The 22,762-nt window shown below is 62.3% G+C and carries 21 protein-coding genes, 1 pseudogene and 1 riboswitch; of the genes and pseudogenes, 12 read left to right on the top strand and 10 right to left on the bottom strand.

From position 1 onward, the window contains the following. Nucleotides 1-77 precede the first annotated feature (77 nt). A complete protein-coding gene (locus HGP13_RS20260; RefSeq protein WP_172228511.1) occupies nt 78-2,090 on the bottom strand; it encodes an acetyl/propionyl/methylcrotonyl-CoA carboxylase subunit alpha in 2,013 nt (670 codons plus the stop codon). A gap of 199 nt (nt 2,091-2,289) precedes the next feature. On the opposite strand from HGP13_RS20260, the gene HGP13_RS20255 reads away from it, so the two are divergent. From HGP13_RS20255 to HGP13_RS20225, 7 genes are all read left to right on the top strand, one after another. Next, nucleotides 2,290-3,417: an S-(hydroxymethyl)glutathione dehydrogenase/class III alcohol dehydrogenase gene (locus tag HGP13_RS20255; protein ID WP_172228509.1), complete on the top strand. Its 1,128-nt coding sequence runs from the start codon at nt 2,290-2,292 to the stop codon at nt 3,415-3,417. Beyond that, nucleotides 3,414-3,665 (top strand): hypothetical protein, encoded by a 252-nt coding sequence (locus HGP13_RS20250; protein WP_172228508.1) that lies wholly within the window; start codon nt 3,414-3,416, stop codon nt 3,663-3,665. The genes HGP13_RS20255 and HGP13_RS20250 overlap by 4 nt, the downstream gene beginning before the upstream one ends. Nucleotides 3,666-3,693: 28 nt before the next feature. Then, on the top strand, nt 3,694-4,263 hold the full coding sequence (gene gfa / locus HGP13_RS20245; protein ID WP_172228507.1) for an S-(hydroxymethyl)glutathione synthase: 570 nt from the start codon (nt 3,694-3,696) through the stop codon (nt 4,261-4,263). Between the two features lie 63 nt (nt 4,264-4,326). After that, the gene (locus HGP13_RS20240; RefSeq protein ID WP_172228506.1) at nt 4,327-4,794 is read left to right on the top strand and encodes a YaiI/YqxD family protein; all 468 of its coding nucleotides are present in this window, start codon (nt 4,327-4,329) and stop codon (nt 4,792-4,794) included. A 31-nt stretch (nt 4,795-4,825) separates the two neighbouring features. Then, a complete protein-coding gene (locus tag HGP13_RS20235) occupies nt 4,826-5,488 on the top strand; it encodes a DUF1345 domain-containing protein (protein ID WP_172228505.1) in 663 nt (220 codons plus the stop codon). A 97-nt stretch (nt 5,489-5,585) separates the two neighbouring features. Beyond that, entirely contained in the window at nt 5,586-6,467 is an 882-nt protein-coding gene (locus HGP13_RS20230; protein ID WP_172228504.1) for a cytochrome b/b6 domain-containing protein, read from the top strand. A gap of 1 nt (nt 6,468) precedes the next feature. Then, a complete protein-coding gene (locus HGP13_RS20225) occupies nt 6,469-7,260 on the top strand; it encodes a molybdopterin-binding protein (protein ID WP_172228503.1) in 792 nt (263 codons plus the stop codon). Nucleotides 7,261-7,361: 101 nt separating this feature from the next. Here the strand turns inward: HGP13_RS20225 and HGP13_RS20220 are convergent, their stop codons facing one another. Both HGP13_RS20220 and HGP13_RS20215 read right to left on the bottom strand, forming a co-directional pair. Continuing rightward, nucleotides 7,362-7,790, bottom strand: a complete 429-nt coding sequence (locus HGP13_RS20220; RefSeq protein ID WP_172228502.1) for a hypothetical protein — start codon at nt 7,788-7,790, stop codon at nt 7,362-7,364. A 110-nt stretch (nt 7,791-7,900) separates the two neighbouring features. Continuing rightward, a complete protein-coding gene (locus HGP13_RS20215) occupies nt 7,901-8,902 on the bottom strand; it encodes a hypothetical protein (protein WP_172228500.1) in 1,002 nt (333 codons plus the stop codon). A 196-nt stretch (nt 8,903-9,098) separates the two neighbouring features. Then, a riboswitch (glycine riboswitch) is annotated at nt 9,099-9,185 on the top strand. Between the two features lie 149 nt (nt 9,186-9,334). On the opposite strand from HGP13_RS20215, the gene gcvT reads away from it, so the two are divergent. The 3 genes from gcvT to gcvP are packed head-to-tail and all read left to right on the top strand — an operon-like array spanning nt 9,335 to nt 13,635. Then, on the top strand, nt 9,335-10,432 hold the full coding sequence (gcvT, locus tag HGP13_RS20210; protein WP_172228498.1) for a glycine cleavage system aminomethyltransferase GcvT: 1,098 nt from the start codon (nt 9,335-9,337) through the stop codon (nt 10,430-10,432). Between the two features lie 5 nt (nt 10,433-10,437). Then, nucleotides 10,438-10,806 carry a glycine cleavage system protein GcvH gene (gene gcvH / locus HGP13_RS20205; RefSeq protein WP_172228497.1) on the top strand — a complete coding sequence of 123 codons (369 nt, stop codon included), beginning with the start codon at nt 10,438-10,440 and terminating at the stop codon, nt 10,804-10,806. 18 nt (nt 10,807-10,824) lie between these two features. After that, complete coding sequence (gene gcvP / locus HGP13_RS20200) at nt 10,825-13,635, top strand: aminomethyl-transferring glycine dehydrogenase (protein ID WP_172228496.1); 2,811 nt, start codon at nt 10,825-10,827, stop codon at nt 13,633-13,635. A 6-nt stretch (nt 13,636-13,641) separates the two neighbouring features. Here the strand turns inward: gcvP and HGP13_RS20195 are convergent, their stop codons facing one another. From HGP13_RS20195 to HGP13_RS20185, 3 genes are all read right to left on the bottom strand, one after another. Further along, a complete protein-coding gene (locus tag HGP13_RS20195) occupies nt 13,642-14,817 on the bottom strand; it encodes a GGDEF domain-containing protein (RefSeq protein ID WP_172228495.1) in 1,176 nt (391 codons plus the stop codon). Nucleotides 14,818-14,985: 168 nt separating this feature from the next. Beyond that, nucleotides 14,986-15,459, bottom strand: a complete 474-nt coding sequence (locus tag HGP13_RS20190; RefSeq protein ID WP_172228494.1) for a hypothetical protein — start codon at nt 15,457-15,459, stop codon at nt 14,986-14,988. 174 nt (nt 15,460-15,633) lie between these two features. Further along, entirely contained in the window at nt 15,634-16,461 is an 828-nt protein-coding gene (locus HGP13_RS20185; RefSeq protein ID WP_172228493.1) for a hypothetical protein, read from the bottom strand. A gap of 496 nt (nt 16,462-16,957) precedes the next feature. Between HGP13_RS20185 and HGP13_RS20180 the strand changes: the two genes are divergently transcribed. Then, a complete protein-coding gene (locus HGP13_RS20180) occupies nt 16,958-17,308 on the top strand; it encodes an acyltransferase family protein (protein ID WP_172228492.1) in 351 nt (116 codons plus the stop codon). 8 nt (nt 17,309-17,316) lie between these two features. After that, a complete protein-coding gene (locus HGP13_RS20175; protein WP_172228491.1) occupies nt 17,317-18,060 on the top strand; it encodes an acyltransferase in 744 nt (247 codons plus the stop codon). A gap of 94 nt (nt 18,061-18,154) precedes the next feature. Here HGP13_RS20175 and HGP13_RS20170 read toward each other — a convergent pair. From HGP13_RS20170 to HGP13_RS20155, 4 genes and pseudogenes are all read right to left on the bottom strand, one after another. Beyond that, nucleotides 18,155-19,124, bottom strand: a pseudogene (locus tag HGP13_RS20170) (type II secretion system F family protein). 1 nt (nt 19,125) lies between these two features. Then, nucleotides 19,126-20,091: a type II secretion system F family protein gene (locus HGP13_RS20165; RefSeq protein WP_172228489.1), complete on the bottom strand. Its 966-nt coding sequence runs from the start codon at nt 20,089-20,091 to the stop codon at nt 19,126-19,128. A gap of 5 nt (nt 20,092-20,096) precedes the next feature. Continuing rightward, the gene (locus HGP13_RS20160) at nt 20,097-21,518 is read right to left on the bottom strand and encodes a CpaF family protein (protein WP_172228487.1); all 1,422 of its coding nucleotides are present in this window, start codon (nt 21,516-21,518) and stop codon (nt 20,097-20,099) included. Then, entirely contained in the window at nt 21,515-22,729 is a 1,215-nt protein-coding gene (locus HGP13_RS20155) for a response regulator/pilus assembly protein (RefSeq protein ID WP_172228485.1), read from the bottom strand. The genes HGP13_RS20160 and HGP13_RS20155 overlap by 4 nt, the downstream gene beginning before the upstream one ends. Nucleotides 22,730-22,762 lie beyond the last annotated feature (33 nt).

The following is a 22,762-nucleotide window of genomic DNA, read 5'->3' as shown; positions in this document are numbered from 1 at the left end:
TACTGCGAACGCAGTAGAACGGGGAAGCGCAGAAAACGCCATCAGATGGCCGCCAGAGTAGAATTTCCAAACAATCTCTAGGCGAATTCCATGATCACCGCGTCCACCGCCAGGCTGTCACCCGGCTTGGCGTTGAGCTTCGACACTACGAGATCGCGCTCAGCCCGCAGCACGTTTTCCATCTTCATCGCCTCGACCACGGCCAAAGTCTCACCGGCCTTGACCTCCTGGCCTTCGGTAACGGCGATCGACACGACAAGGCCGGGCATCGGGCAGAGCAGCAGGTTTGACGTGTCCGGCGCCACCTTTTCCGGCATCAGCCGTTCCAACTCAGCGGTGCGCGGCAGCATGGCGCGGGCGGTCACCGACATGCCTTTCCAGGCGATTCGAAGACCGTTGGCGACTTGCCGGATCTGGGCGGCAACGGAGCGCTTGCCGACCGTGCCGCGCCAGATCAGGTCGCCCGGCCGCCAGTCGGATGAGACGGTCAGCGCCTTGCCGCCGTCGATCGACAGGTCGATCTCCATCGGAATGGAAATCATGCCTTCGAGGATGGAGGCCTGGAGATAGTCTTCGCCGATCTTCACCACCCAATCGCGCTTGAGCGCCCCCGAATGCGGCGCCAGCCGCCCGCCAAGCCGGTCAAGCCTGTCGCGGCGCAGCAGTTCCACCGCTGTGGCGATTGACGCCAGAACGGCCTTTTCCTCGCTGTTGGGTACGATCGGCGCGAAGCCGTCGGGATACTCCTCGGCGATGAATGCCGTCGATATCTGTCCTTCCCGCCAGCGCGGATGCTGCATCAGCGCCGCCAGGAACGGGATGTTGTGCTCGATGCCGTCGACGACAAAGCTATCGAGAGCTTCCGACATGGCATCTATCGCTTCGATGCGCGTCGGCGCCCAGGTGCACAGCTTGGCGAGCATCGGGTCGTAGAACATCGAAATCTCGGAGCCTTCGGTGACGCCGGTGTCGTTGCGGATGACGACATCGCCGAATTGCCCTTCCTCCGGCGGCCGGTAGCGCGTCAGCCGGCCGATCGACGGCAGGAAATTGCGATAGGGATCCTCGGCATAGAGCCGGCTTTCGACCGCCCAGCCGTTCAGCTTGACGTCGCTTTGCTTCAGGCCAAGCTTTTCGCCGGCGGCGACGCGGATCATCTGTTCGACAAGATCGATGCCGGTGACGAGCTCCGTCACCGGGTGCTCGACCTGCAATCGTGTATTCATTTCAAGGAAATAGAAGTTCTTGTCCTTGTCGACGATGAACTCGACCGTGCCGGCGCTCTGATAATCGACGGCCCTCGCCAGCGCCACGGACTGCTCGCCCATGGCCTTGCGCGTCTTGGCATCGAGGAATGACGACGGTGCCTCTTCCGCGACCTTCTGGTTCCGGCGCTGGATCGAGCATTCGCGCTCGCCGAGATAGAGCGCTGTGCCATGCGCGTCGGCCAGCACCTGGATCTCGATATGGCGCGGATCGACGACGAATTTTTCGATGAACACGCGGTCGTCGCCAAACGAGCTCTTGGCCTCCGAGCGCGCTCGGTCGAAACCGTCGCGCACTTCCGACTGGTTCCAGGCAATGCGCATGCCCTTGCCGCCGCCGCCGGCCGAGGCCTTTATCATCACGGGATAGCCGATCTCGCCGGCGATCTTTTCGGCATGATCGGCATTCTCAATGACGCCAAGCCAACCCGGAACCGTCGACACCTTGGCCGCGTTGGCGAACTTCTTCGATTCGATCTTGTCGCCCATTGCCCTGATCGCCTTGGGCTTCGGGCCGATGAAGACGATGCCTTCCGCTTCCAGCGCTTCACAGAAGGCGGCGCGCTCGGACAGGAAGCCATAACCGGGATGCACGGCCTGCGCCCCGGTTTCCTTGCAGGCGGCGATGATCTTCTCGGGCAGCAGATAACTCTGCGCGGCGGGCGAAGGCCCGATATGCACCGCCTCGTCGGCCATCTCGACATGCACGGCATCGCGATCAGCATCGGAATAGACCGCGACCGTGGCAATCCCCATCTTGCGCGCCGTCTTGATGACGCGACAGGCGATCTCGCCGCGATTCGCGATCAGGATTTTCGTGAACATGCTGAGGTCATTCCCCTCCGGTCGGTCGTTCCTTTTATGGCCTGTGCTTGCGGGGTCAAGCCGACCATGCAAATCACTGCCTTTCAATCGATTTGCGATTCCAATTCTTCGCTGTGGTCCAGTCTCGGCACCAGCTTCCAGTTGATCGTGTCGATAAAACCTGAAACCTTGGAAAAAAAATCGCATTGGAGGACGCCTGATGAAAACCCGCGCCGCTGTCGCTGTCGCCGCCGGAAAGCCGTTGGAGATCATGGAAGTCGACCTCGACGGTCCGCGCGAGGGCGAGGTGCTCGTCGAGATCAAGGCGACCGGTATCTGCCACACCGACGAGTTCACCCTGTCGGGCGCCGATCCGGAAGGCCTGTTTCCGGCCATCCTCGGCCATGAAGGCGCCGGCGTGGTGGTCGATGTCGGTAAAGGCGTCACCTCGGTCAAGAAGGGCGACCACGTCATCCCGCTCTACACGCCGGAATGCCGGCAGTGCCCGTCCTGCCTGTCCAGGAAGACCAATCTGTGCACGGCGATCCGCGCCACACAGGGCCAGGGCCTGATGCCTGATGGTTCCTCGCGCTTCTCGATCGGCAAGGACAATATCTTCCACTATATGGGCTGCTCGACCTTCTCCAATTTCACCGTGCTGCCCGAGATCGCGCTGGCTAAGGTCAACCCAAACGCCCCCTTCGACAAGATCTGCTACATCGGCTGCGGCGTCACCACCGGCATCGGTGCGGTCATCAACACCGCCAAGGTCGAGCAAGGCGCCACTGCCGTCGTCTTCGGCCTCGGCGGCATCGGCCTCAACGTCATCCAAGGCTTGAAGCTTGCCGGCGCCGACATGATCATCGGCGTTGATCTCAACAACGACAAGAAGGAATGGGGCGAGCGGTTCGGCATGACGCATTTCGTCAATCCGAAGGAGATCGACGGCGACATCGTCCCTCACCTCGTCAACATGACCAAGCGCGGCGCCGACCAGATCGGCGGCGCCGACTACACGTTCGACTGCACCGGCAACACCAAGGTGATGCGCCAGGCGCTGGAGGCTTCGCATCGCGGCTGGGGCAAGTCGGTGATCATCGGCGTTGCGGGTGCTGGCCAGGAGATTTCGACCAGGCCGTTCCAGCTGGTCACCGGGCGCACCTGGATGGGCACCGCCTTCGGCGGCGCGCGCGGCCGCACCGACGTGCCAAAAATCGTCGACTGGTACATGGACGGCAAGATCCAGATCGATCCGATGATCACCCACACGCTGAAGCTCGAGGACATCAACAAGGGGTTCGACCTCATGCATGAGGGCAAGTCGATCCGAAGCGTCGTCGTCTATTGAAGGAAGTTCGAATTCGGTTCGTAGAACCTGAGAAGTCGACGATCCATCGAATACCCAACTTTGGCGAGGATCTTTGGCGTAGCTTTCGCGAAGAAAAGGGCGTCACGATCAATCTGGAGGAGATCGATCGGGCGCAAGGTGAGATCGCTTACCTCGTGCATAGCTCGTTCCCAAGGAGGAGTCTGACCGAAGTGCATCGCCTGTTGAAGGTGCACTTCATGGAAAATGAGGTGGTCGTCGAGACCTAGTCGAGATGACAAAACAGGGAGGAAGACAATGCCTGAAAAACTGCATCCGAAAATCGACAATGGCCTGCCCAAGGAGAGCGCGAGCTTTGCTGGCGGCACGCTGGTCTGCGCCTGCACCAGCAAGCCGGTCAAGGTGAAGGTCAAGGGGCAGATCGCCCACAACCACGCTTGCGGCTGCACCAAATGCTGGAAGCCGCAAGGCGCCATATTCTCGGTGGTTGCCGTGGCTGGCACCGGCGACGTCACCGTCACCGAGAACGGCGACAAGCTGAAAGTGGTCGACCCGTCAGCGCTCATCCAGCGCCATGCCTGCACCGGTTGCGGCGTCCACATGCACGGTCCGGTCGAGCGCGACCATCCGTTCAAGGGCTTGTCCTTCATCCACCCGGAGCGCTTCGTCGAGGACGGCTGGTCGCCGCCGGGCTTCACCGCCTTCGTCTCGTCGATCATCGAATCCGGTGTTGATCCGAAGCGGATGGACGGCATCCGGGCGCAATTGAAGTCAATCGGGCTGGAACCCTATGACTGCCTCAACCCCGGCCTGATGGATTATATCGCCACCTGGACGGCGAAGAAGTCAGGCGCCTTGCCGGCCTGAGCGCCGTGTGATTTCAGGCAGGGGCCGGACACGTTTCCGGCCCCTGTCCGTTTCGGAGAGACAATGCCCGCACCTGCCATCTACGTCGATGCCGACGCCTGCCCCGTCAAGGCCGAGGTCGAAAAAGTCGCCGAGCGTCTTGGCGTCGTCGTCACCTATGTCTCGAACGGCGGCTTGCGGCCATCGCGCGATCCGATGATCCGCAATGTCGTCGTCTCCAAGGGCGCCGACGCCGCCGACGACTGGATTGTTGAGAACGCAAAAACCAACGACATCGTGATCACCGCCGACATTCCGCTTGCCGCCCGCGCGGTGGCGCTCGGCGCGCACGTGCTTGGGCCCACGGGGCGGCCATTCACGCCCGAAACCATCGGCATGGCGGTGGCCATGCGCGACCTCAAGCAGCATCTGCGCGAGACCGGCGAAAGCAAGGGCTACAATGCCAGCTTCGCACCGCAGGACCGTTCGCGGTTCCTCGGCGAACTCGACCGCATCTTGCGGCGCGCACTGAAATCCGCCACACCCAGCTAGAAACCGAGCGCCATCCAGGGTGGAAACAGCCATGGCCGAGAATGCCGTGCAACGCCACATGCTGTTCGCAATGTCGGCCTGCTTCGGGGCTGTGGTGCTTGTTGTGGCGTTGCTGCTGCACGCCCCGCTCGCCTATTCGATCGGCGCCAACGCATTTTTCGCCGCTTACGTGATTCTTGTTGTCAGCCAGATGCCGACATTCACCGGCAAATATCTGAGCAAGAACGCGCGCTCCACCGACCTGCCGGTGCTGGTCATCTTCGCGGTGACGCTTGTTGTCGTCGGCGTTGCCGTTGTCTCGTTGTTCCTGCTGATCAATCAGAAAGACAAGGGCAATCCCGTCGGACTCGGCTTCGCGCTGCTGTCGATCCCGCTCGGCTGGTTCACCATCCATGCCATGGCAGCGCTGCATTATGCCCATGTCTACTGGATGGACGGCGACGAGGTCGACACCAAAACCAAGAAGAAAATCCCGGTCGGCGGATTGCTGTTTCCAGGCGACAAGCGGCCGGAAGGCTGGGATTTCCTCTATTTTTCGGCCGTCATCGGCATGACGGCGCAGACCGCCGACACCAACATCTCGACCACGCATATGCGTTGTGTCGTGCTTGTCCATTCGATCCTGTCGTTCTTCTTCAACACGGTCATCGTCGCCGCCGCCGTCAATCTCGCCGTCAGCCTGGGCGGTCCATAATAAATCCGTGATCGGATGAAACATCGGTTTGGATCGCGACGTATCAGGAGGACAATGAACGCGCAGGTCACGCCGCGAGGCCGGGAGACGAAACAAAATGGAATCGGTTGCCAGAAGCCAATCCGAAATTGGACCGGGCGTTCCCAATTCGAATGACGAAACGCTGATCTACCGGCAGTCGCGCTGGACGCGGCTGACGCATTGGATCTGGGCTATCTCGTTGTTTTTCATGCTGCTTTCCGGCCTGCAGATCTTCAACGCCCGGCCGCAGCTCTATATCGGCAAGCAATCCGGTTTCGGCTACAACAACACGATCTTCGAGATCGGCGCCGAAAACACCAACGCCGGTCCGCGCGGTTACACCGAAATCTTCGGACACCGCTTCGACACGACGGGCGTGCTTGGCTGGTCGGGTCCGGCCGGCAACGAGACGGCGCGCGGTTTTCCGTCCTGGGCGACCATCCCTTCCTACTATGATCTCGGCACCGCCCGCGTCGTGCATTTCTTCTTCGCCTGGATCCTGACGACGACCTTGATCGTCTGGCTGGTCGCCAGCCTGATCAACGGCCATATCAGGCGCGATCTGGCCCCGCGCCTCGATGACCTCAAGCGGCTGCCGCGGGACATTATCGACCACGCCAAGCTGAAGTTCCACCACACACGCGAATACAACACGCTGCAGAAGATGGCTTATGGCGGAGTGCTGTTCGTGCTGTTGCCGCTGATGATCATCACCGGCCTTGCAATGTCGCCCAGCATGAATTCTGTGCTGCCGTTCCTCAACGATCTGCTCGGCGGCCGGCAGACGGCGCGCACCATCCATTTCACCGTCATGCTGTTGCTCGTCGGCTTCTTCATCATCCACATCCTGATGATCCTGGCCGCCGGCCCCATCAACGAACTGCGCTCGATTATCACCGGCTGGTATCGCACCGATCCTCCCGCGCATGACGACAAGACGACCAAGAGGAGTGCATGACATGGCGAAATTCGAAATCAGCCGCCGGAAATTCCTGACCGCAGCCAGCCTCGGCGCGTCCGGCATCATGCTGTCGGGCTGCGACGCCTTCGACAGCCAGCTCAGCATCGGCAGCGGCCTGCGCAGTTTCCTCGAAAACGCCAATGGCCTGACACATCGCGCGCAACGCCTGCTTGCCGGTCGCGACGCGTTGGCGCCGGAATTCACCGAGGCCGATATCCGCCAGCCGCAGCGGCCGAACGGCGTCACCGCGCCCGACGATGACACCTACAAGGGCCTGCTTGCCAACAATTTTGCCGACTGGCGGCTGGAAGTCTCAGGCCTGGTCGAAAAGCCGCTGTCGCTGACCCGCGAGCAGCTTCAGAACATGCCAAGCCGGACCCAGATAACCCGTCACGACTGCGTCGAAGGCTGGAGCTGCATCGCCAAATGGACCGGCACGCCGCTGTCGCTGCTGCTCGACCAGGCCGTGGTCAAGCCGCAGGCGCGCTACGTCATGTTCCATTGCCTCGACACGATCGACCGCAGCCTGTCCGGCGACATCAAATATTACGGCACGATCGACCTGATCGACGCCCGCCACCCGCAGACGATCCTGGCCTATGGCCTGAACGGCAAGCCGTTGCCGGTCGAAAACGGCGCACCACTACGCGTCCGCGTCGAGCGCCAGCTCGGCTACAAGATGCCAAAGTATCTCTACAAGATCGAACTGGTCGACGGCTTCGCCAATGTCGGCGGTGGTCGCGGCGGCTATTGGGAAGACAGTGGCTATGACTGGTATGGCGGCATCTAGCCTCGCCACAAAATGATGATCGGCCCGCGGGGGCCACGGGCCGATCACGACCGCCTGCTATGATTGAGCCCCCTGGCCCCGATTGAGCCCCCTGGCCCCGCTCAATAGCCGGCGTAGATCCACTGGCAGTTGTTGTAGGAATCGCAACTGTAGTACCAGTAGCCATCGCTGCGCGCCGTTTCGCCGTTCGACGTCGCCATGCTGGCGACGGCATCGGCCTTCTTGGCATCGGCGCCCATTTCCTTGGCCATTTTGGCCATCTTGCCGGTGTCCATCAGCGTCGGCTTGCCGTCCTTCATCTTGGCACCCTGCTCGGCCACCGGGCCGGCCTCGGCCAGCATTCTGGCAGCGACGAGCATCGCCTCGCCGTCCTTGTCGGCCTTGGCGATGTTGGCCAGCGCCACGGCTGTTTCGACCTTCGTGCGCGCGTCAGCCTGTTGTTGCGGCGTCATCCCGCCGGCAAAGGCCAGCGTTGTCGAGCCAAGGCCAGCGACAAAGGCAATCGCAAGCATCTTACGAAGCATGGTCATGTGTTGTTCTCCCCTGAGAGTGGACGTCCCCGCCCGACACTAGAGGAGTTTCATGGCCGACGAACCCTATCGAAACCGAGAGGGGGTGCCGCGAGGCGGACGCTTGTTCTTCAGGCGACCTTGTCGAGCAGCGGCCTAAGCGCCGGATGTATCTCTGGCGAGGCATGCTTGATCAGGGTCAGCAGCGCGCGCTCGTTCTCGTGGAGAGGCCTGTCCACGCCGATTTGTCCGACCAGCCATTTGGCTTCGCCGGCATCGATCGTTTCGGCACGGCGGGCCAAGGCTTCTGCCGCCCTGTTCTTGGCTTCCCACTCGGCCTCGATGTCGTCCGGAGACCGGTAGGCCCCGATGATGCCGGCAAGGCCGCCGGAGACCATGCGGCTGAAGAAGCCGCCGATTTCCGGATCGGCATGTTCGAGGAAGGTCTCCTGGCGCAACGCCACGTCGCGGGTCGGCCCTTCATAGCCGGCCGAGCACATGACGAAATTGGCGATCGCCTTGACGAACAGATCGTTCCAGGACGGATCGTTCTTGGCCTGGGCGGTCTGTTCGTTGATCCGGAACAGCACTTCGGCCTCGCCCCGTGTGATGGCGATGTTGCCGTCGCCGCCATGGGCGTGGAGGATGCGGCGCAGCAGCTCGACTTCCGCCTTGGCGATCAGTCCGGGCACCAGCGCGCCACCCAGCATCAGCGGCCCCTTGCCGTCGATGACGGCATGGGCGACCTGCTCCAGCGCATAGACGCAAAGCTTGCTCGGCGACGATCTTGCTTCTTCCAGCACATGGACCAGCAATTCGAGTTCAGTGCGGCTGTCGACCATGCCGTCGCGCGAGATGGTGCGGACCAGCCAGTCGGCATTGTCCTGCGAGATATAGCCGGACGGTTTTTCCTGATGGACGATGTAGTCGGTCACCGCCTCGACGAAGAACGGCGCCCAATCCGCGCACTTGTCCTTGGCCGTCTGGTCGAGCGCAAACAGGGCCTCGGCCTCGCCTCGGGTCACCACGCCGTCGGCGAACACGTCGCGGCGCAGCATCACCACATCTTCCGGGGCAATACGATTCTTCGAGGTCAGCCCCGCCACCGGCGCGCTCATGATCAATTCGCCCATTGTCGTCCCCGTCCGCCCCAAAGCGTTATATCGGCCTGTTCTATCAGCAGTGTCTTGAAAAACCGGCAAACGGCGTGGTTAGCGAAGGCTTGCCTGACTCCGTTTCGGCACGACGCACCTTTGATGTCGCTGGGAGGTGACAAGGTGTCGCCGACGGGCTATGGATGTCGCGTCGAGGACTTGAGGTTTTGAGTCCTACCTGTTTGCGGGAGAGAGCAGCGAGAGCTGCCGCCGAAGGGGAAATCGCCCGAAATCTCTCAGGCAAAAGAACCGTAGACGGGAAAGACACTCTGGAAAGTCGGGGCTTGCCCCCGCGCCGAAGGTGTAAGCGCCGCTGACAGAGTTCCGGCCGCGCGAGTCTCTCAGGCTTCAGACAGAGGGGCACGGACTGGTCGCCATCAGCGGCCGATTGCGTGCGACTCTGGAGATGACATGACGGGCGACGACAGCAAACACCTTCCCCTGGAAGATATCCACGCAGCCGCCGGAGCGCGCTTTGGCGCCTTTGCCGGCTGGTCGATGCCGCTGACCTATCCGGCCGGCGTCATGAAGGAACATCTGCACACCCGCGAACACGCTGGCCTCTTCGACATCTCGCATATGAAGCTGTTCGAAGTCAGCGGGCCGCAAGCGGTTGCGCTGCTCAACCGCGCCTGTCCGCTGGACGCTGGCGCGCTCGAAATCTCGCAATCCAAACTGTCCTTCTTCCTCAATGAGCATGCCGGCATCCTCGACGACCTGATCGTCACCCGCCTCGGCGATATCAGGTTCATGGTGGTCGCCAATGCCGGCAACGCCGTCGCCGACGAAAAGCATCTGCGTGCGCTTGCCGCTGATTTCGATGTCAAGGTCGAGCCACTCGACCGCGTTTTCCTGGCGATCCAGGGTCCGGAAGCCTGGGCGGCACTCTCCCGCGCCGGCATCGAGACCGGCTCGCTACTGTTCATGCACGGCGTCGAGCCGCAAAAAAACTGGTTCATGAGCCGGTCGGGCTATACCGGCGAGGACGGTTTCGAGATCGGCCTGCCGGAGGCCGCCGCGCGGGATTTGGTCACGAAGCTACTCAAGGATGAACGCGTGCTCTGGATCGGCCTCGCCGCGCGCGACAGCTTGCGGCTGGAGGCCGGGCTCTGCCTGCATGGCCAGGACATCACACCGGAGACCGACCCGGCCAGCGCCGGCTTGATGTGGGCGATCCCCAAGGAAGTGCGAGCGACCGGTTCTTTCATCGGCGCCGATGTGCTGCGCAAGGTTGCGCAAGGGCCGTGGTGGAAGCGCGTCGGGCTTAAGCCGGAAGGCCGCCAGCCGGTGCGCGCCGGTACTGCCCTGTTCGACGCCGACGGCAATCCCGCCGGCCATGTCACATCGGGTGGCTTTGGTCCCTCGGCCGGCCATCCGGTCGCCATGGGCTATGTCGCCGCAGCGCGGGCAAAGCCCGGCACACGGGTGTTCGCCGATGTGCGCGGCACGAAAATCCCCGTCGATATCAGTTCCCTGCCCTTCACCCCTCATCGCTACCGCAAAGGATGAATTCAATGGCAACGACCTATTTCACATCAGATCACGAATGGCTCCGCGTCGAGGGCGGCATCGCCACCGTCGGCATCACCGACTACGCGCAGGAGCAGCTCGGCGATCTCGTTTTCGTCGAGCTGCCCGAGATCGGCAAGAAGCTGAGCAAGGGCGATACGGCCGTCGTGGTCGAATCCGTCAAGGCGGCCTCGGATGTCTATGCGCCGGTCGATGGCGAGATCACCGAAGCCAATGGCACGCTGTCCTCCGACCCGTCGCTGGTCAACTCGGCCGCAACCGGCGCCGGCTGGCTGTGGAAGATGAAGCTTGCAGATGAAAGCCAGCTCGCCGGCCTCATGGATGAGGCCGCCTACAAAGCCCATATCGCCTGATAACAGGACTTAAAAACGATGAGCGCAGCACTTACCCCTTTCTCGGCCCGCCATATCGGTCCTGATGTCAGCGATGTCAGAGCCATGCTTGCGGTGATCGGCGTTCCCTCGGTCGAGACGTTGATCAGCCAGGCCGTACCGCAATCGATTCGCCTCGACGTGCCGCTGGTCCTGCCCGCGGCGGCCAGCGAAGCCGAAGCACTGGCCGAATTGTCGGCGATCATGGCTGGAAATACCGTGCTGAAGAGCTTCATCGGCGCCGGCTATCACGGCGTCCATGTGCCGCCGGTCATCCAGCGCAATCTGTTCGAGAATCCGGCCTGGTACACAGCCTACACGCCCTATCAGGCCGAGATCAGCCAGGGCCGTCTGGAAATGCTGTTCAACTTCCAGACGCTGGTCACCGAACTGACCGGACTGCCGGTGGCTTCGGCCTCTCTGCTCGATGAGGCAACCGCGGTCGCCGAAGCGGTCGGTATCGCGTTGCGCCACCACCGCGACAAGCGCACCAAGGTAGCGCTTGCCGGCACGCCGCATCCGCAGACGCTGGATGTCGTGCGCACCCGCGCCGAACCGCTCGGCATCGAGATCGACGGCGAAACAATCGACGACAACACGGCCGCTTTGCTCGTTTCCTGGCCCGACACCTTTGGCGTCTATGGCGACCACAAGGCCGCGATCGACAAGGCCCGCGCCACCGGCGCCATCGTCGTCTTCATCGCCGACCCACTTGGCCTGACGCTGACCGATGCCCCGGCGAAACTCGGCGCCGACATCGCCGTCGGTCCGATGCAGCGCTTTGGCGTGCCGATGGGCTTTGGCGGCCCGCATGCCGCCTATTGCGCCGTTTCCGACAGGCTGACGCGCCTCATGCCCGGCCGGCTGGTCGGCCAGTCCACCGACAGCAAGGGGCGTCCCGGCTACCGCCTGGCCTTGCAGACGCGCGAACAGCATATCCGCCGCGACAAGGCTACCTCCAACATCTGCACCGCGCAGGCGCTGCTCGCCAATATGGCCACCGCCTATGCCATCTGGCACGGCCCCGCCGGGCTGCAGGCGATCGCCGCCCGCATCCACGCCCTGGCCACTCGTCTGGCAAGCGGCCTGAAAGCGGCGGGCGTTTCGGTGCTCGGCGCCAGCCGCTTCGACACGGTGACGGTGGAGGCGAAAGGCAAGGCGGCTTCGATCGCGGCTGCTGCCGAAAAGACAGGCCGGCTGTTGCGCGTCCTCGACGCCGACCATGTCGGCATCAGCTTTGACGAGACCTCGACCGACGCCGACCTCGACGCGATCGCGGCCCTGTTCGGCGCCAAGGCCGAGTCTTCAGCCGACCGCACAATACCCGGCAAGCCGCGTGGAAAAGAGTTTCTGACCCAGCCGGTCTTCCATGAGAACAAGTCGGAAACCGACATGATGCGCTTGCTGCGCCGGCTGGCCGACAAGGATCTGGCGCTCGACCGCTCAATGATCCCGCTCGGATCCTGCACCATGAAGCTCAACGCAGCGGCTGAAATGATGCCGGTGAGCTGGCCAAGCATCGCCAACCTGCACCCCTTCGCACCATCGGCGCACTCGGCCGGTTACCGTGCCATGATCGGCGAGCTTGAAGGCTGGCTTTCGGAAATCACCGGCTTCGACGCGGTCAGCCTGCAGCCCAACGCCGGTAGCCAGGGCGAATATGCCGGCCTGCTCGCCATCCGCGCCTATCACCGCGCGCGCGGTGAAGGCCACCGCACCGTCTGCCTGATCCCCTCCTCCGCGCATGGCACCAATCCGGCAAGTGCTGCAATGGCCGGCATGAGCGTTGTCGTCGTGCGCTGCCTGGAGGACGGCAATATCGACATGGACGATATGCGGGCCAAGGCCAACGAGCATTCGAAGAACCTTGCCGCGTTGATGTTCACCTATCCCTCGACGCACGGCGTCTACGAGGAAGGCGCGCGCCACCTCTGCGCCCTCATCCATGAACATGGCGGCCAGGTCTATTTCGACGGCGCCAACCTCAACGCGCTGGTCGCGCTGGCCCGCCCCGCCGATATCGGCGCCGATGTCTGCCACATGAACCTGCACAAGACCTTCTGCATCCCGCATGGCGGCGGCGGCCCCGGCGTCGGCCCGATCGGCGTCAAGGCGCACCTGAAACCCTATCTGCCGGGACATGTCACCGAGGGCTCGGCGCATGCCGTCTCCGCAGCCCCGTTCGGCAGCGCTTCCATCCTGCCTATCACCTGGATGTACATCCGCATGATGGGTGCGGCTGGCCTGAAGCAGGCAACGGAGACCGCCGTCATCTCGGCCAACTATGTGGCGACACGGCTCGCGCCGCACTTCCCGCTGCTCTACAAGGGCCGGAGCGGTCGCATTGCGCATGAATGCATCCTCGACACTCGCGTGCTCAAGGAAAGCGCCGGCATCAGTGTCGATGACATCGCCAAGCGCCTGATCGACTACGGCTTCCACGCGCCGACCATGTCGTTTCCGGTCGCCGGCACGCTGATGGTCGAGCCGACCGAATCCGAACCCAAGCGCGAACTGGATCGCTTCTGCGAGGCGATGATTGCCATCGCCGGCGAGGCAGCCAAGGTGGCGAAGGGCGAGTGGCCTTTGGCCGACAATCCGCTGGTCAACGCACCGCACACCGCCGCCGAGGCGCTGGCCGGCCAATGGACCCACCCCTACTCGCGCCTGGAAGCAGCCTATCCCGCCGGCGACGCCGACACGGCGGCAAAGTACTGGCCGCCCGTGTCGCGCATCGACAATGTTGCCGGCGACCGCAACCTGGTCTGCTCCTGCCCGCCGCTGTCGGACTATCTGGGTGCGGCGGAGTAGCCCGCTCTATGCTGAGCGCAAGGCCGGCTTGACCGGTTCGGCCTTGCCCATCCTTTTATGACTGATGACGCAATTTCGGCCGGCGCGCTTGGCCGCGTAGAGTGCTGCGTCCGCCTCGGCCAGCACCTCATCGAGGCTGCTGCCGTCGGCGCCGCCAAAGCCGATGCCGCCGCTGACCGTGCTGCGCAACGGACCGAGCGGGGTGGCAACGATATCGGTGCCGAAGGCGACGCCGATCTTGCTGGCGAGATCATGCGCCCGCTCTTCCGTCATCCGCGACATGACGATGGCGAACTCCTCGCCACCCAGGCGAAAGGCGTCGACGCCCGTCCTGGCATATTTCCTGATGACGGCTGCGAAGCGGCACAGGACCTGGTCTCCGACGGGGTGACCGTAGACGTCGTTCGTCCTCTTGAAGTGATCGAGGTCGAACATGACGACCGCCATGAAGGGACCGAAGGGCCGCTCGCCATAGAGCGACGTCAACCCGCGACGGTTCATCAGGCCGGTCAGTGGATCGGTCATCGTCTCGGCCTTCAGCTCGATCTGCGCCTGCAGATGGTGCAGCGACAGCGTCAAGGCGCCGAGACCCGTCATGCAGGCCACCGCCACGACGGAATTCAGACGTTCGGCCCAGTTGTCGGGCGCCGCGCCAAGCGTCCATTGCCCCTTGGCCATCAGTACCAAGCCGCAAAGGGCGAACGACACAGCACAGCTGCCGCTCAGGAACGAAACCACCAGCAGGATCCGGCGATCGTGGCTGCCATTGACCCAGAACATGGCTCCGATCGTCGACAGCAGCACGGTCACCGTCGTGTAGGTGACCACGAAGCCGATACCGTCAAGGCCGACGAAGGTCACCGCCGCGCAGACAGCCATGGCGGCAAGTGTCGGCACGACCGCGCGCCTGTAGTCCGGTACGCCGAGATACTGCATGGCCGAAATGCAGAGGATCAGGAAGCCCAGGCTGAGTAGCGCCAGCGCGATCTGGCAAAGCAGCGGATCAGGCTCCTTAGTGTAGCGCCAGAACAGGATCACATGCGCGACAAGCACGAGAATGCCGCACGCCACCGTCAGCACGAAACGCGCCCGCGGCGCGGTGAACCAGATCGCGAACATGGTGACGGCCAGGCAAGTACCCGACAGCGCGGCTGCGAGCAGGAGCGAACTGAAATCCAGCATATCGGGCGGGGGCCTCTCGAACGTCGGCGGTTACGCCGCATTCTAGGTCGGCGGCAGCCCTCGGACATGGTTTTCAGCCGATCTTTCGACCCAAGCTGAGGTTAGGGTTTACAAAAGGTCGACACCATCTGTGTGGAAATCGCACCCATGGCCGGTGCGAGGACGGCATCAACCCTTGTTGAGCAAGGCGAGGTTGGCGTTGACGACCGTGGGGTCGGCCATGCCGGCCTTCGCCTCGAGCAGCAGCGCCCTGGCCTTTTTCTTGTTGCCGCGCAGCAGTTGCGAATAGCCCATATTGTTGACGATCTGCGGTTTGCGGCCGGCGACCTTCAAGAGCTGGCCGTAGGCGCGGTCGGCAAAGTCGAAGCGGCCGAGCTCGTCATAGGAGGCGGCGAGCCCCATCCAGGCCTCCGCATTGTCGGCCTTCAACTCGACCGCCTTGCGGAAATGCTGTTCGGCCAGACCATAATTGGCGTCGCGAAACTGCGCCTTGCCTTGCGCCAGATCAGAGGTGTCGACGGTCTTTGCCGTCGGCGGAATGGCCGTGGTCTTGGTCGTGTCGACGTTGTTGTTCGTCGTGCACCCGGTGATTATCAAGACGGCAGCCATCGTGGCCGCCGCCGCAAATTGTGTCTGACGCATGCCCTGCCCCGTCGCCCGATTTGTCGGGTCGTTCTTCAGGAAGTCACGGTACAGAAGAGCGATTAAACTTCGGTGCCGAAATGCAGCTAAGATTTGGTTTCCGCAATACCGGCCATTAACCACCGGGCCGTGAGAGACGGTCTGCGACACCTCAAGCAGACGCAAGCGCCACTCTCACGGCGTGTCCAGGACCTTGAGCGCGGCCGGGACCGGATAGTGGCTGCCGTCATAGCGTAGCCGGTAGGTCCGGCTCACCGACTTGCCGGGATGCGACTGGCACTCGCCCTCCTTGTCGGGAGCTGGCTCGTCGGTATCCTTCCGCTCGACCGCGATGATGTCATGATAGCCGCGATGGATCGTCGGGCTCATCGCCAGGCTGACCTGGCTGGAATGAAAGGACCCCGCGCAGCTGGTGTCGCCTTCGCCGCCATGGCCGGCGACGACAAGGCCGTCGAGCACCGCGTGCAGCGCATTGCCTGATATGGCGTAGAGCCGCAGGTCGGTTTCGCTGAAGGGATTGGGCTGCGAATGGTTTGCCATGTCGATGCGCAGACCGAAGGCGGTGACGCCGGGGGCCAGCCCATAACGGCCGGTATCGAATTCGATGCCGCGGATGGCGATGGCATCGTCGTTCATCAACCCGGGCTGGAGCAGGCGCTGGCGCACCTGCAGGGTCTTCCTGTCGACGACCAGAAGCTCGATATCGCCAAAATGTTCGCCATCGCTGGACCGGGCGCTGTCAATCAGCGGTACGGCGGCCAGCAGCAGGTCGTCATGGGCAGGCCAGACTTTGCAGACCAGGCCCGGCGTAAGGTCCTGAGGGACCGCGAGCGGGATGCTGGCATTCGGTTCGAGCGTGAACGAGTCACCGTCGGCGCTTTTCTGAACCTTGGGATAGGCCCGCCGCAGCAGCGCGGCAGCATCGCCGCAATCGTCGGCCATGGCCCAGGCGGGCAACAGGCCGGCGGCGGCGAGAGCGACGGCACACAACACTATTCGCATGGGGTTCTCACGTCGCAGGGCCGCGTTCGGGCAGGATGATGGTTGTCGGCCCCCGCTCTGCGTTTGTCGACTCGCATTTGCTGACGAATGTCAGTGAGATTCCTCACTCAAGCGTCGCGTAGGAAGCATTTTCATTATCGGGTTGGCATCTGATAAGGCCCATCCTGGTTTCCTGCTGCCGCTGCATTAATGGCTAGCAAACGTGTTTGCGCAGTATAATTAAAAATGTACTTTAGATTACGCGTATATAAGCTTCAAAGATTTCTCATTTAAAACAATTCTGTAGGACTTTGGTTCAGTCACAAATAAGAAAGTTCTCCGTTGGCCACGATGGGGCGCATTAATTCATCTAATATGACCGAGAGATACCCCTCTCATCTCCAAGCAAACGTAAGATGTTAGTATCGACTTTGTGCTAACTGCTTGCTGTGACGTGTGACCTGTTTGGTTCACTGCTGGCAGCTTTCCGTCGTTGGGGCGGCTCGGGTTTTGGCTCATGTCCTCTTCGAGACACAACATCGACGAACTTAGAACCGACCAACAGGACGGTCTGAGATTCTTGGCTTTTGCGATGGTGTTCTTTTTCCATTTCCAGGCACCGTCCAGATACACCGCCCTTGTCATGGTTCAGAGACGGGGATGGGTCGGGGTCGAAATATTCTTTGCCCTGTCCAGTTTCCTGCTCTTCCGGCTGCTCGAGCAGGAGCAGGCCAGAACAGGACGAATTTCCATTTCCCAATTCTTCATACGTAGGCTGTTGCGGATCTATCCGCTGATGGTGCTCTTTCCGCTTGCCATGCTGCTTGTTATGGCGCGAAGAACACGGCTGCCTATGAATGGCTTCTGAGCCTGGCCTTGTTTGTCGGCAACTACGTTGCCTGGTTTCCGGATAATTGGTCTTCGATCGCGTACACATACCAGCTCTGGTCGCTGCCCTATGAATTCCAGATCTATCTGTTTCTGCCGCTTCTGTTCCTCCTGTATGTGAGCATCGGCAAGCGCGCCCTTGCCGCCAGCCTGCTCTGCATCCTGCCATTGTGCCTGCTTGGACGGGTGGCTTTCGCCTTGAGCGGAGCGTCAATTCCAGCGGTCTATTTGACGCCGTTCCTGAGGCCTGAATCGACGATCGCTGGAATCCTCGTCGCCATTGGCCTGACCAGAAGACTGCCGATGCCGCTGGTTGCGGCTGCGTTCCTGTTGAGCGGGATTGGCCTGGTTTTCCTTCCCTATATACACACGCCAGTCGGATCGGTTCTGGTCTTCATCCCGGCGGGGCTTTTGGCCGGCTCGCTGCTTCATATCGCGCTGTATGCGCAAAACGTCGCTCGCCTGCTTCGCTGGCCGCCGCTGTCCTATCTCGGAACGATTTCCTTCGGCCTTTACGTTTTCCATGCCTGGTCATTCGATCAGGGCAAGGCCTTGCTGCAGCTGGCCCACATTCCGGAAAACTACCCTACAACCTGCGCGGCGGGCCTGGCGCATTGTGTTCTGGCGGCAACGTTGAGCTACCGCATCCTGGAGCAACCGTTGCTTCGGCTGAAGCCGCGTTACATCAGTCAAATGCCAAAAGCTGATCAAGCGGGCAGCGGTAAGCCGTAGTCTCTCGGCACCACGTGACGGCAGCGATCATCGACTGACCTTGTTCGATCTGGTCGAGACATATGTCGTCGCGTTCGATGCCTGCAGCTGAACATCAATGAAACTGGCCGTTCGTCATTTTGACGATGATCGGGATGACCGCGATCATCAGCACCACCGGCAGGATGCACACCGTCACCGGTATCGACATCTTGGCCGGCAAGGCGTGTGCTTTTTCCTCGGCCAGCGACATGCGCTTGTGGCGCATTTCGTCGGAGAAGACGCGCAGCGCTCCCGACAGGCTGGTGCCGAGTTCCTTCGACTGCTGCAACAGCGTGGCGAAGGAACGGACCTCGTCCAGGCTGAGGCGCTCGGCGAGCGCCTTCAGCGCATCGTCGAGGCTGCGCCCGGCCCGCAGTTCCAGCGACACCAGCTGCAGGTTCTGGCTGAGTGCTGGATAGGTCTTGGCGAGTTCCTTCGAAACGCGCTCGATGCCGGCCTCCATGCTCATGCCCGCGTCCGAGCAGACGATCATCAGATCCATGAAGTCGGGAAAGCCGTTGCGGTATTCGCGCATCTTCTCCCGCACCATCTGGGTCAGCACCAGGCCGGGCAGGAAATAGCCGGCCACGCCCGACAGGATGACGAACGCCCAGCGGCTGGCCATCGTCGCTTCGGCGCTGGCCAGCCACTGGTTGAGGACAAAGGCGCCGATCGCACCGCCGACCAGCGCCGAGAAGCGGATGATGAAGAACGTGCCGACGGCGCGCGGCTCCATATAGCCGGCCTGGATCAGCTTCATGCGCAACCGGGCGACATTTTCCGGATCGCTCTTGGCGTAGAATTCCTGCGCCCGCTTCACCGCCTTCTCGCGCACGACGCCCGCGTTCTTCTTCTGCAGCGGCTCGGGTTTCGCGGTCACGGCACTTTGGTCGACCTTGAGCCGGCGCTTGACGTCGTTGCGGTCGCCCTTCGCCGCCACCATCGGCCAGGCCCGCGACGCTGCCCAGGGCCAGCAGCAGGATGGCCACCGGTATCAAGGAGGTCGGTGCAAGCGAGGCGAGGAATTCGATGAAGCCTTGCATGTCAGAACCTGAAATTCGACATTTTGAACATCATCAGATTGCCCAGCATCAGCCAGGTGATCGACCCGCCGATCAGATACCAGGTTTTCGGCTCGCCCCAGACATCGCGGTAGAAGCCCGGCATCAGCGCCATGATGGCGGCAAACAGCAGCGCCGGTATCGCCGTCAGGATGTAGGCCGACATGCGGCCTTCGGTCGAGATGGCGCGCACCTTGCGGCGCAACTTGCCGCGCTCGCGGATCGTCAGCGCCAAACCGTCGAGGATCTCGCGCAGATTGCCGCCCGAACTGGACTGGATCGAGACGGCGGTGATGAACAGCGGCAGGTCCTCATGGCCGACCCTGTCGAACAGCGAATTCAACGCCGAGACCAGATCGGAACCATAGGTCACCTCATCGGCGATGACGCCGAATTCGGTGCCGATCGGATCGGGCATCTCGCGCGACACCATGGCGATGGCCACCGGCACCGGGTGACCGGCCTTGAGGCCGCGTGTGATCAGCTCCAATGCCTCGGGCAGTTGCATGCCGAAGCGCTTGAGCCGGCGCTTGCGCTTGAAGCGCATCACCATCACCGGCACCAGCGGCATCAGCACGGCGAACAGCAGAAGCCCCATCAGCAGCGGCAAGCCATACCAGATGGCGACCAGGGTCATGGCCATCGCCACACCCGAGGTGATCATCAGGAATTTCGGCAGCGGCATGATCATGCCCGACTGCGTGCGCAGCGCGCGGAACCGGTCCGGCGAGAACAGCGAAGTGCCGGCGTCGAGCCCGCGCTCCTTGCGCAGCTGGATCAGCACCTGCTCCTGGCTGATCTTGTTTTCCTGCAGCTTCATGCGCCGGTTGATGGCGGTGCGCTTGTCGCTGCGGCCGGCATAGAGGAGATAACAGGCCTCGGCGATCATGATACCGGTGAGTGCTGCTCCGGCATAGACGACATAGATTGCACTCAGCCCGTCGAACACCTGGCCTACTCCTGCGGCCGGCCGGGTTCGAAATAGCGTCCGGGAAACTCGATGCCCATGGCGCGTAGATCTTCCAGGAAGCGCGGCCGGATGCCGGTCGCCTCGAAATAGCCGAGAATGCCGCCGTCGGCATCCATGCCGGTACGCACGAAGCGGAAGATCTCCTGCATCTGGATGACGTCGCCTTCCATGCCGGTCACCTCGGCGACGCTCGTCACCTTGCGCTTGCCGTCGGAAAGCCGGGTCAGCTGGACGATGATGTCGATGGCGCTGGCGATCTGGCTGCGGATCGACTGCACCGTCATCGGCATGCCGGTCATGCCCAGCATCTGTTCGAGGCGTGAAATGGCGTCGCGCGGCGTGTTGGCGTGGATGGTCGCCATCGACCCTTCATGGCCGGTGTTCATCGCCTGCAGCATGTCGAAAGCCTCCTCGCCGCGGCACTCGCCGAGGATGACGCGGTCGGGGCGCATGCGCAGCGCGTTCTTGACGAGATCGCGCTGCTTCAGTTCGCCATGACCCTCGATGTTGGCGGGGCGCGTTTCCATGCGCGCGACATGCGGCTGCTGCAGCTGCAGCTCGGCCGCGTCCTCGATGGTGATCAAGCGCTCGTCTTCGGGAATGAAGGCCGACAGCGCGTTGAGCATCGTCGTCTTTCCGGTGCCGGTGCCGCCCGAGATGATCGTCGTCTTGCGGGCATGAACCGCCGCCGCCAGCACTTCGGCCATGTTCTGGGTGATGGCGCCGAATTCGACCAGTCTGTGCAGGCCGAGCTTGTTCTTGGAAAATTTACGGATCGACACCAGCGGCCCGTCGACGGCCACCGGCCGGATGGCCGCGTTGAAGCGCGAGCCGTCCAGCATGCGCGCATCGACCATCGGCTGCGATTCATCGACCCGGCGGCCGACCGCGGCGACGATCTTGTTGACGATTCTGAGCAGATGCGCCTCATCCTTGAACGGGATATGGACCTTCTGCAGCTTGCCCTTCTTTTCGATAAAACAGTTCTCGTGACCGTTGATCAGGATATCGTTGATGTCGGGATCCTTGAGCAACGGCTCCAGCGGACCGAGCCCGACCATCTCGTCGACGATGTCGTCGACCAGCGCCTCGAGTTCGACGGTGTTGATCGCCATCCGCTCCTGGCGGGTTTTTTCCGAAACGAAATCATGGACTTGCCGGCGCATCTCCTCCTTCGGCAAACGCTCCAGCGCGACGAGATTGATTTCCTCGAGCAGCATCCGGTGAATGCGCACGCGCGCATCGAGCACCTTGTTGGCGCTCTTTGCCGGTGCGATATCCGGCTTTACCGCCAAAGCCTTTCGGTTGGTCGGGATGACGACGGCATGATGCGCCACCGGGGTCGAGTCCGCCGGGCGCTGCGGGCGCGCATCGCGATTCTGCAGGGTGGAAAAACGACTGGTCATCCGGCCTTCCTCTTCAGCAGACCCTTGCCGAAGCTGAACAGCGACTTCGACTTGACCGCGGTTGCGACCGCCTCTTCCGGAAGGATGATCTTCTTCAAATCGTTGATGACATTGGCGTTCGGGTCGATCTCGTGCAGCGGTACGCCGCGATCGACCGCCTCGCGCACCAGCCGGTAGTTGTTGGCGATGCCGCCGACGAAATGCTCGCCGAGGATTTCCTGGACGTCCGCCTGCTTGATGCCGTTGTCGAACATCTTCTGCTCGAAGCGGTTGACGATGACGTTCGGCTTCACTTCCTTGCCGGCGGTCTCGTAGACCGCCTGGATCAGCCTCTGCGTGTGGCGCAGGCACGGCACCGTCATCTCGGCGACGATATAGAGCTTGTTGGAACCGAGCAGCACGGTCTCCGTCCAGGGAAACCAGGTGCGCGGCATGTCGATGACGACATTGTCGAAATAGGCCGAGACGAGATCCAGCATGCGCACCACGACATCGGTCTTGAACGAGCGCATCTCCGAAGGATGCGTCGGCGCCGCCAGCACGCAAAGGCCGCTGGCATGCTTGGACAGCATGACGTCGAGCAGTTGACGGTCGAGGCGTTCGGGCTGGTTCTCGATCTCGGTGATGTCGAAACGTGGCTCGAGGTCGAGATATTCGGCGCAGGCACCCTGCTGGAAATTGAGGTCGACGACGCAGGTCGAGGCGCCGCGCGTCACCGAGTGATGCAGTTGGAAGGCGGTCTGCAGCGCCAGCGTCGTGGTGCCGACGCCGCCGGCGGCCGGCATGAAGGTGTAGATCTGCGACTCGGTGTTTTCCTCACGCCCCGGCCCTTGCAGCGCCCGCACGACCGAGCGCACCAGATCGGCCGTGGTGATCGGCTTGACCAGGAAGTCCGCGACCTTGAGCTGCACCAGGATGCGCACGGCGGCGGCGTTGAACTCCTGGGTGACCACGATCACGGGCGCCTTGCCCTCCAGCCGGCGCATGATGCGCTGCAGCGACTCGACCTCCTCCAGCTTCGCCGCGTCCATGTCGACGATGATGGCACCGAAATCGGTCTCCTGGATCTCACCACGCAACTCCGTGACGTTCTTCTCCACCGCCGAGAGCTGGATGATCTCGGAGGCGGCGAATGCGGTCCGCGTGTCCTGCACGAAGGTCCTGTCCGTCGATACGAGCAGGATCTTCTTGGTCTTGATGCCGTTTGCCATTTTTTGTCAGCCTGTGGGCTCGATCGCCCTTTG

The sequence above is a fragment of the Mesorhizobium sp. NZP2077 genome, from assembly GCF_013170805.1.
In the GTDB taxonomy this organism is placed as follows: domain Bacteria; phylum Pseudomonadota; class Alphaproteobacteria; order Rhizobiales; family Rhizobiaceae; genus Mesorhizobium.
This window is presented reverse-complemented; position numbering and strand designations above follow the sequence as displayed.

Bases quoted from the DNA above. Each gene is read 5' to 3' on its own strand.
- HGP13_RS20230 (WP_172228504.1), top strand. From the start codon at position 5,586: ATGGAATCGGTTGCCAGAAGCCAATCCGAAATTGGACCGGGCGTTCCC.
- HGP13_RS20155 (WP_172228485.1), bottom strand. From the start codon at position 22,729: ATGGCAAACGGCATCAAGACCAAGAAGATCCTGCTCGTATCGACGGAC.
- HGP13_RS20225 (WP_172228503.1), top strand. From the start codon at position 6,469: ATGGCGAAATTCGAAATCAGCCGCCGGAAATTCCTGACCGCAGCCAGC.
- gcvH (WP_172228497.1), top strand. From the start codon at position 10,438: ATGGCAACGACCTATTTCACATCAGATCACGAATGGCTCCGCGTCGAG.
- HGP13_RS20215 (WP_172228500.1), bottom strand. From the start codon at position 8,902: ATGGGCGAATTGATCATGAGCGCGCCGGTGGCGGGGCTGACCTCGAAG.
- HGP13_RS20260 (WP_172228511.1), bottom strand. From the start codon at position 2,090: ATGTTCACGAAAATCCTGATCGCGAATCGCGGCGAGATCGCCTGTCGC.
- HGP13_RS20160 (WP_172228487.1), bottom strand. From the start codon at position 21,518: ATGACCAGTCGTTTTTCCACCCTGCAGAATCGCGATGCGCGCCCGCAG.
- HGP13_RS20195 (WP_172228495.1), bottom strand. From the start codon at position 14,817: ATGCTGGATTTCAGTTCGCTCCTGCTCGCAGCCGCGCTGTCGGGTACT.
- HGP13_RS20240 (WP_172228506.1), top strand. From the start codon at position 4,327: ATGCCCGCACCTGCCATCTACGTCGATGCCGACGCCTGCCCCGTCAAG.
- HGP13_RS20220 (WP_172228502.1), bottom strand. From the start codon at position 7,790: ATGACCATGCTTCGTAAGATGCTTGCGATTGCCTTTGTCGCTGGCCTT.
- gfa (WP_172228507.1), top strand. From the start codon at position 3,694: ATGCCTGAAAAACTGCATCCGAAAATCGACAATGGCCTGCCCAAGGAG.
- HGP13_RS20235 (WP_172228505.1), top strand. From the start codon at position 4,826: ATGGCCGAGAATGCCGTGCAACGCCACATGCTGTTCGCAATGTCGGCC.
- HGP13_RS20255 (WP_172228509.1), top strand. From the start codon at position 2,290: ATGAAAACCCGCGCCGCTGTCGCTGTCGCCGCCGGAAAGCCGTTGGAG.
- gcvP (WP_172228496.1), top strand. From the start codon at position 10,825: ATGAGCGCAGCACTTACCCCTTTCTCGGCCCGCCATATCGGTCCTGAT.
- gcvT (WP_172228498.1), top strand. From the start codon at position 9,335: ATGACGGGCGACGACAGCAAACACCTTCCCCTGGAAGATATCCACGCA.
- HGP13_RS20190 (WP_172228494.1), bottom strand. From the start codon at position 15,459: ATGCGTCAGACACAATTTGCGGCGGCGGCCACGATGGCTGCCGTCTTG.
- HGP13_RS20185 (WP_172228493.1), bottom strand. From the start codon at position 16,461: ATGCGAATAGTGTTGTGTGCCGTCGCTCTCGCCGCCGCCGGCCTGTTG.
- HGP13_RS20180 (WP_172228492.1), top strand. From the start codon at position 16,958: ATGTCCTCTTCGAGACACAACATCGACGAACTTAGAACCGACCAACAG.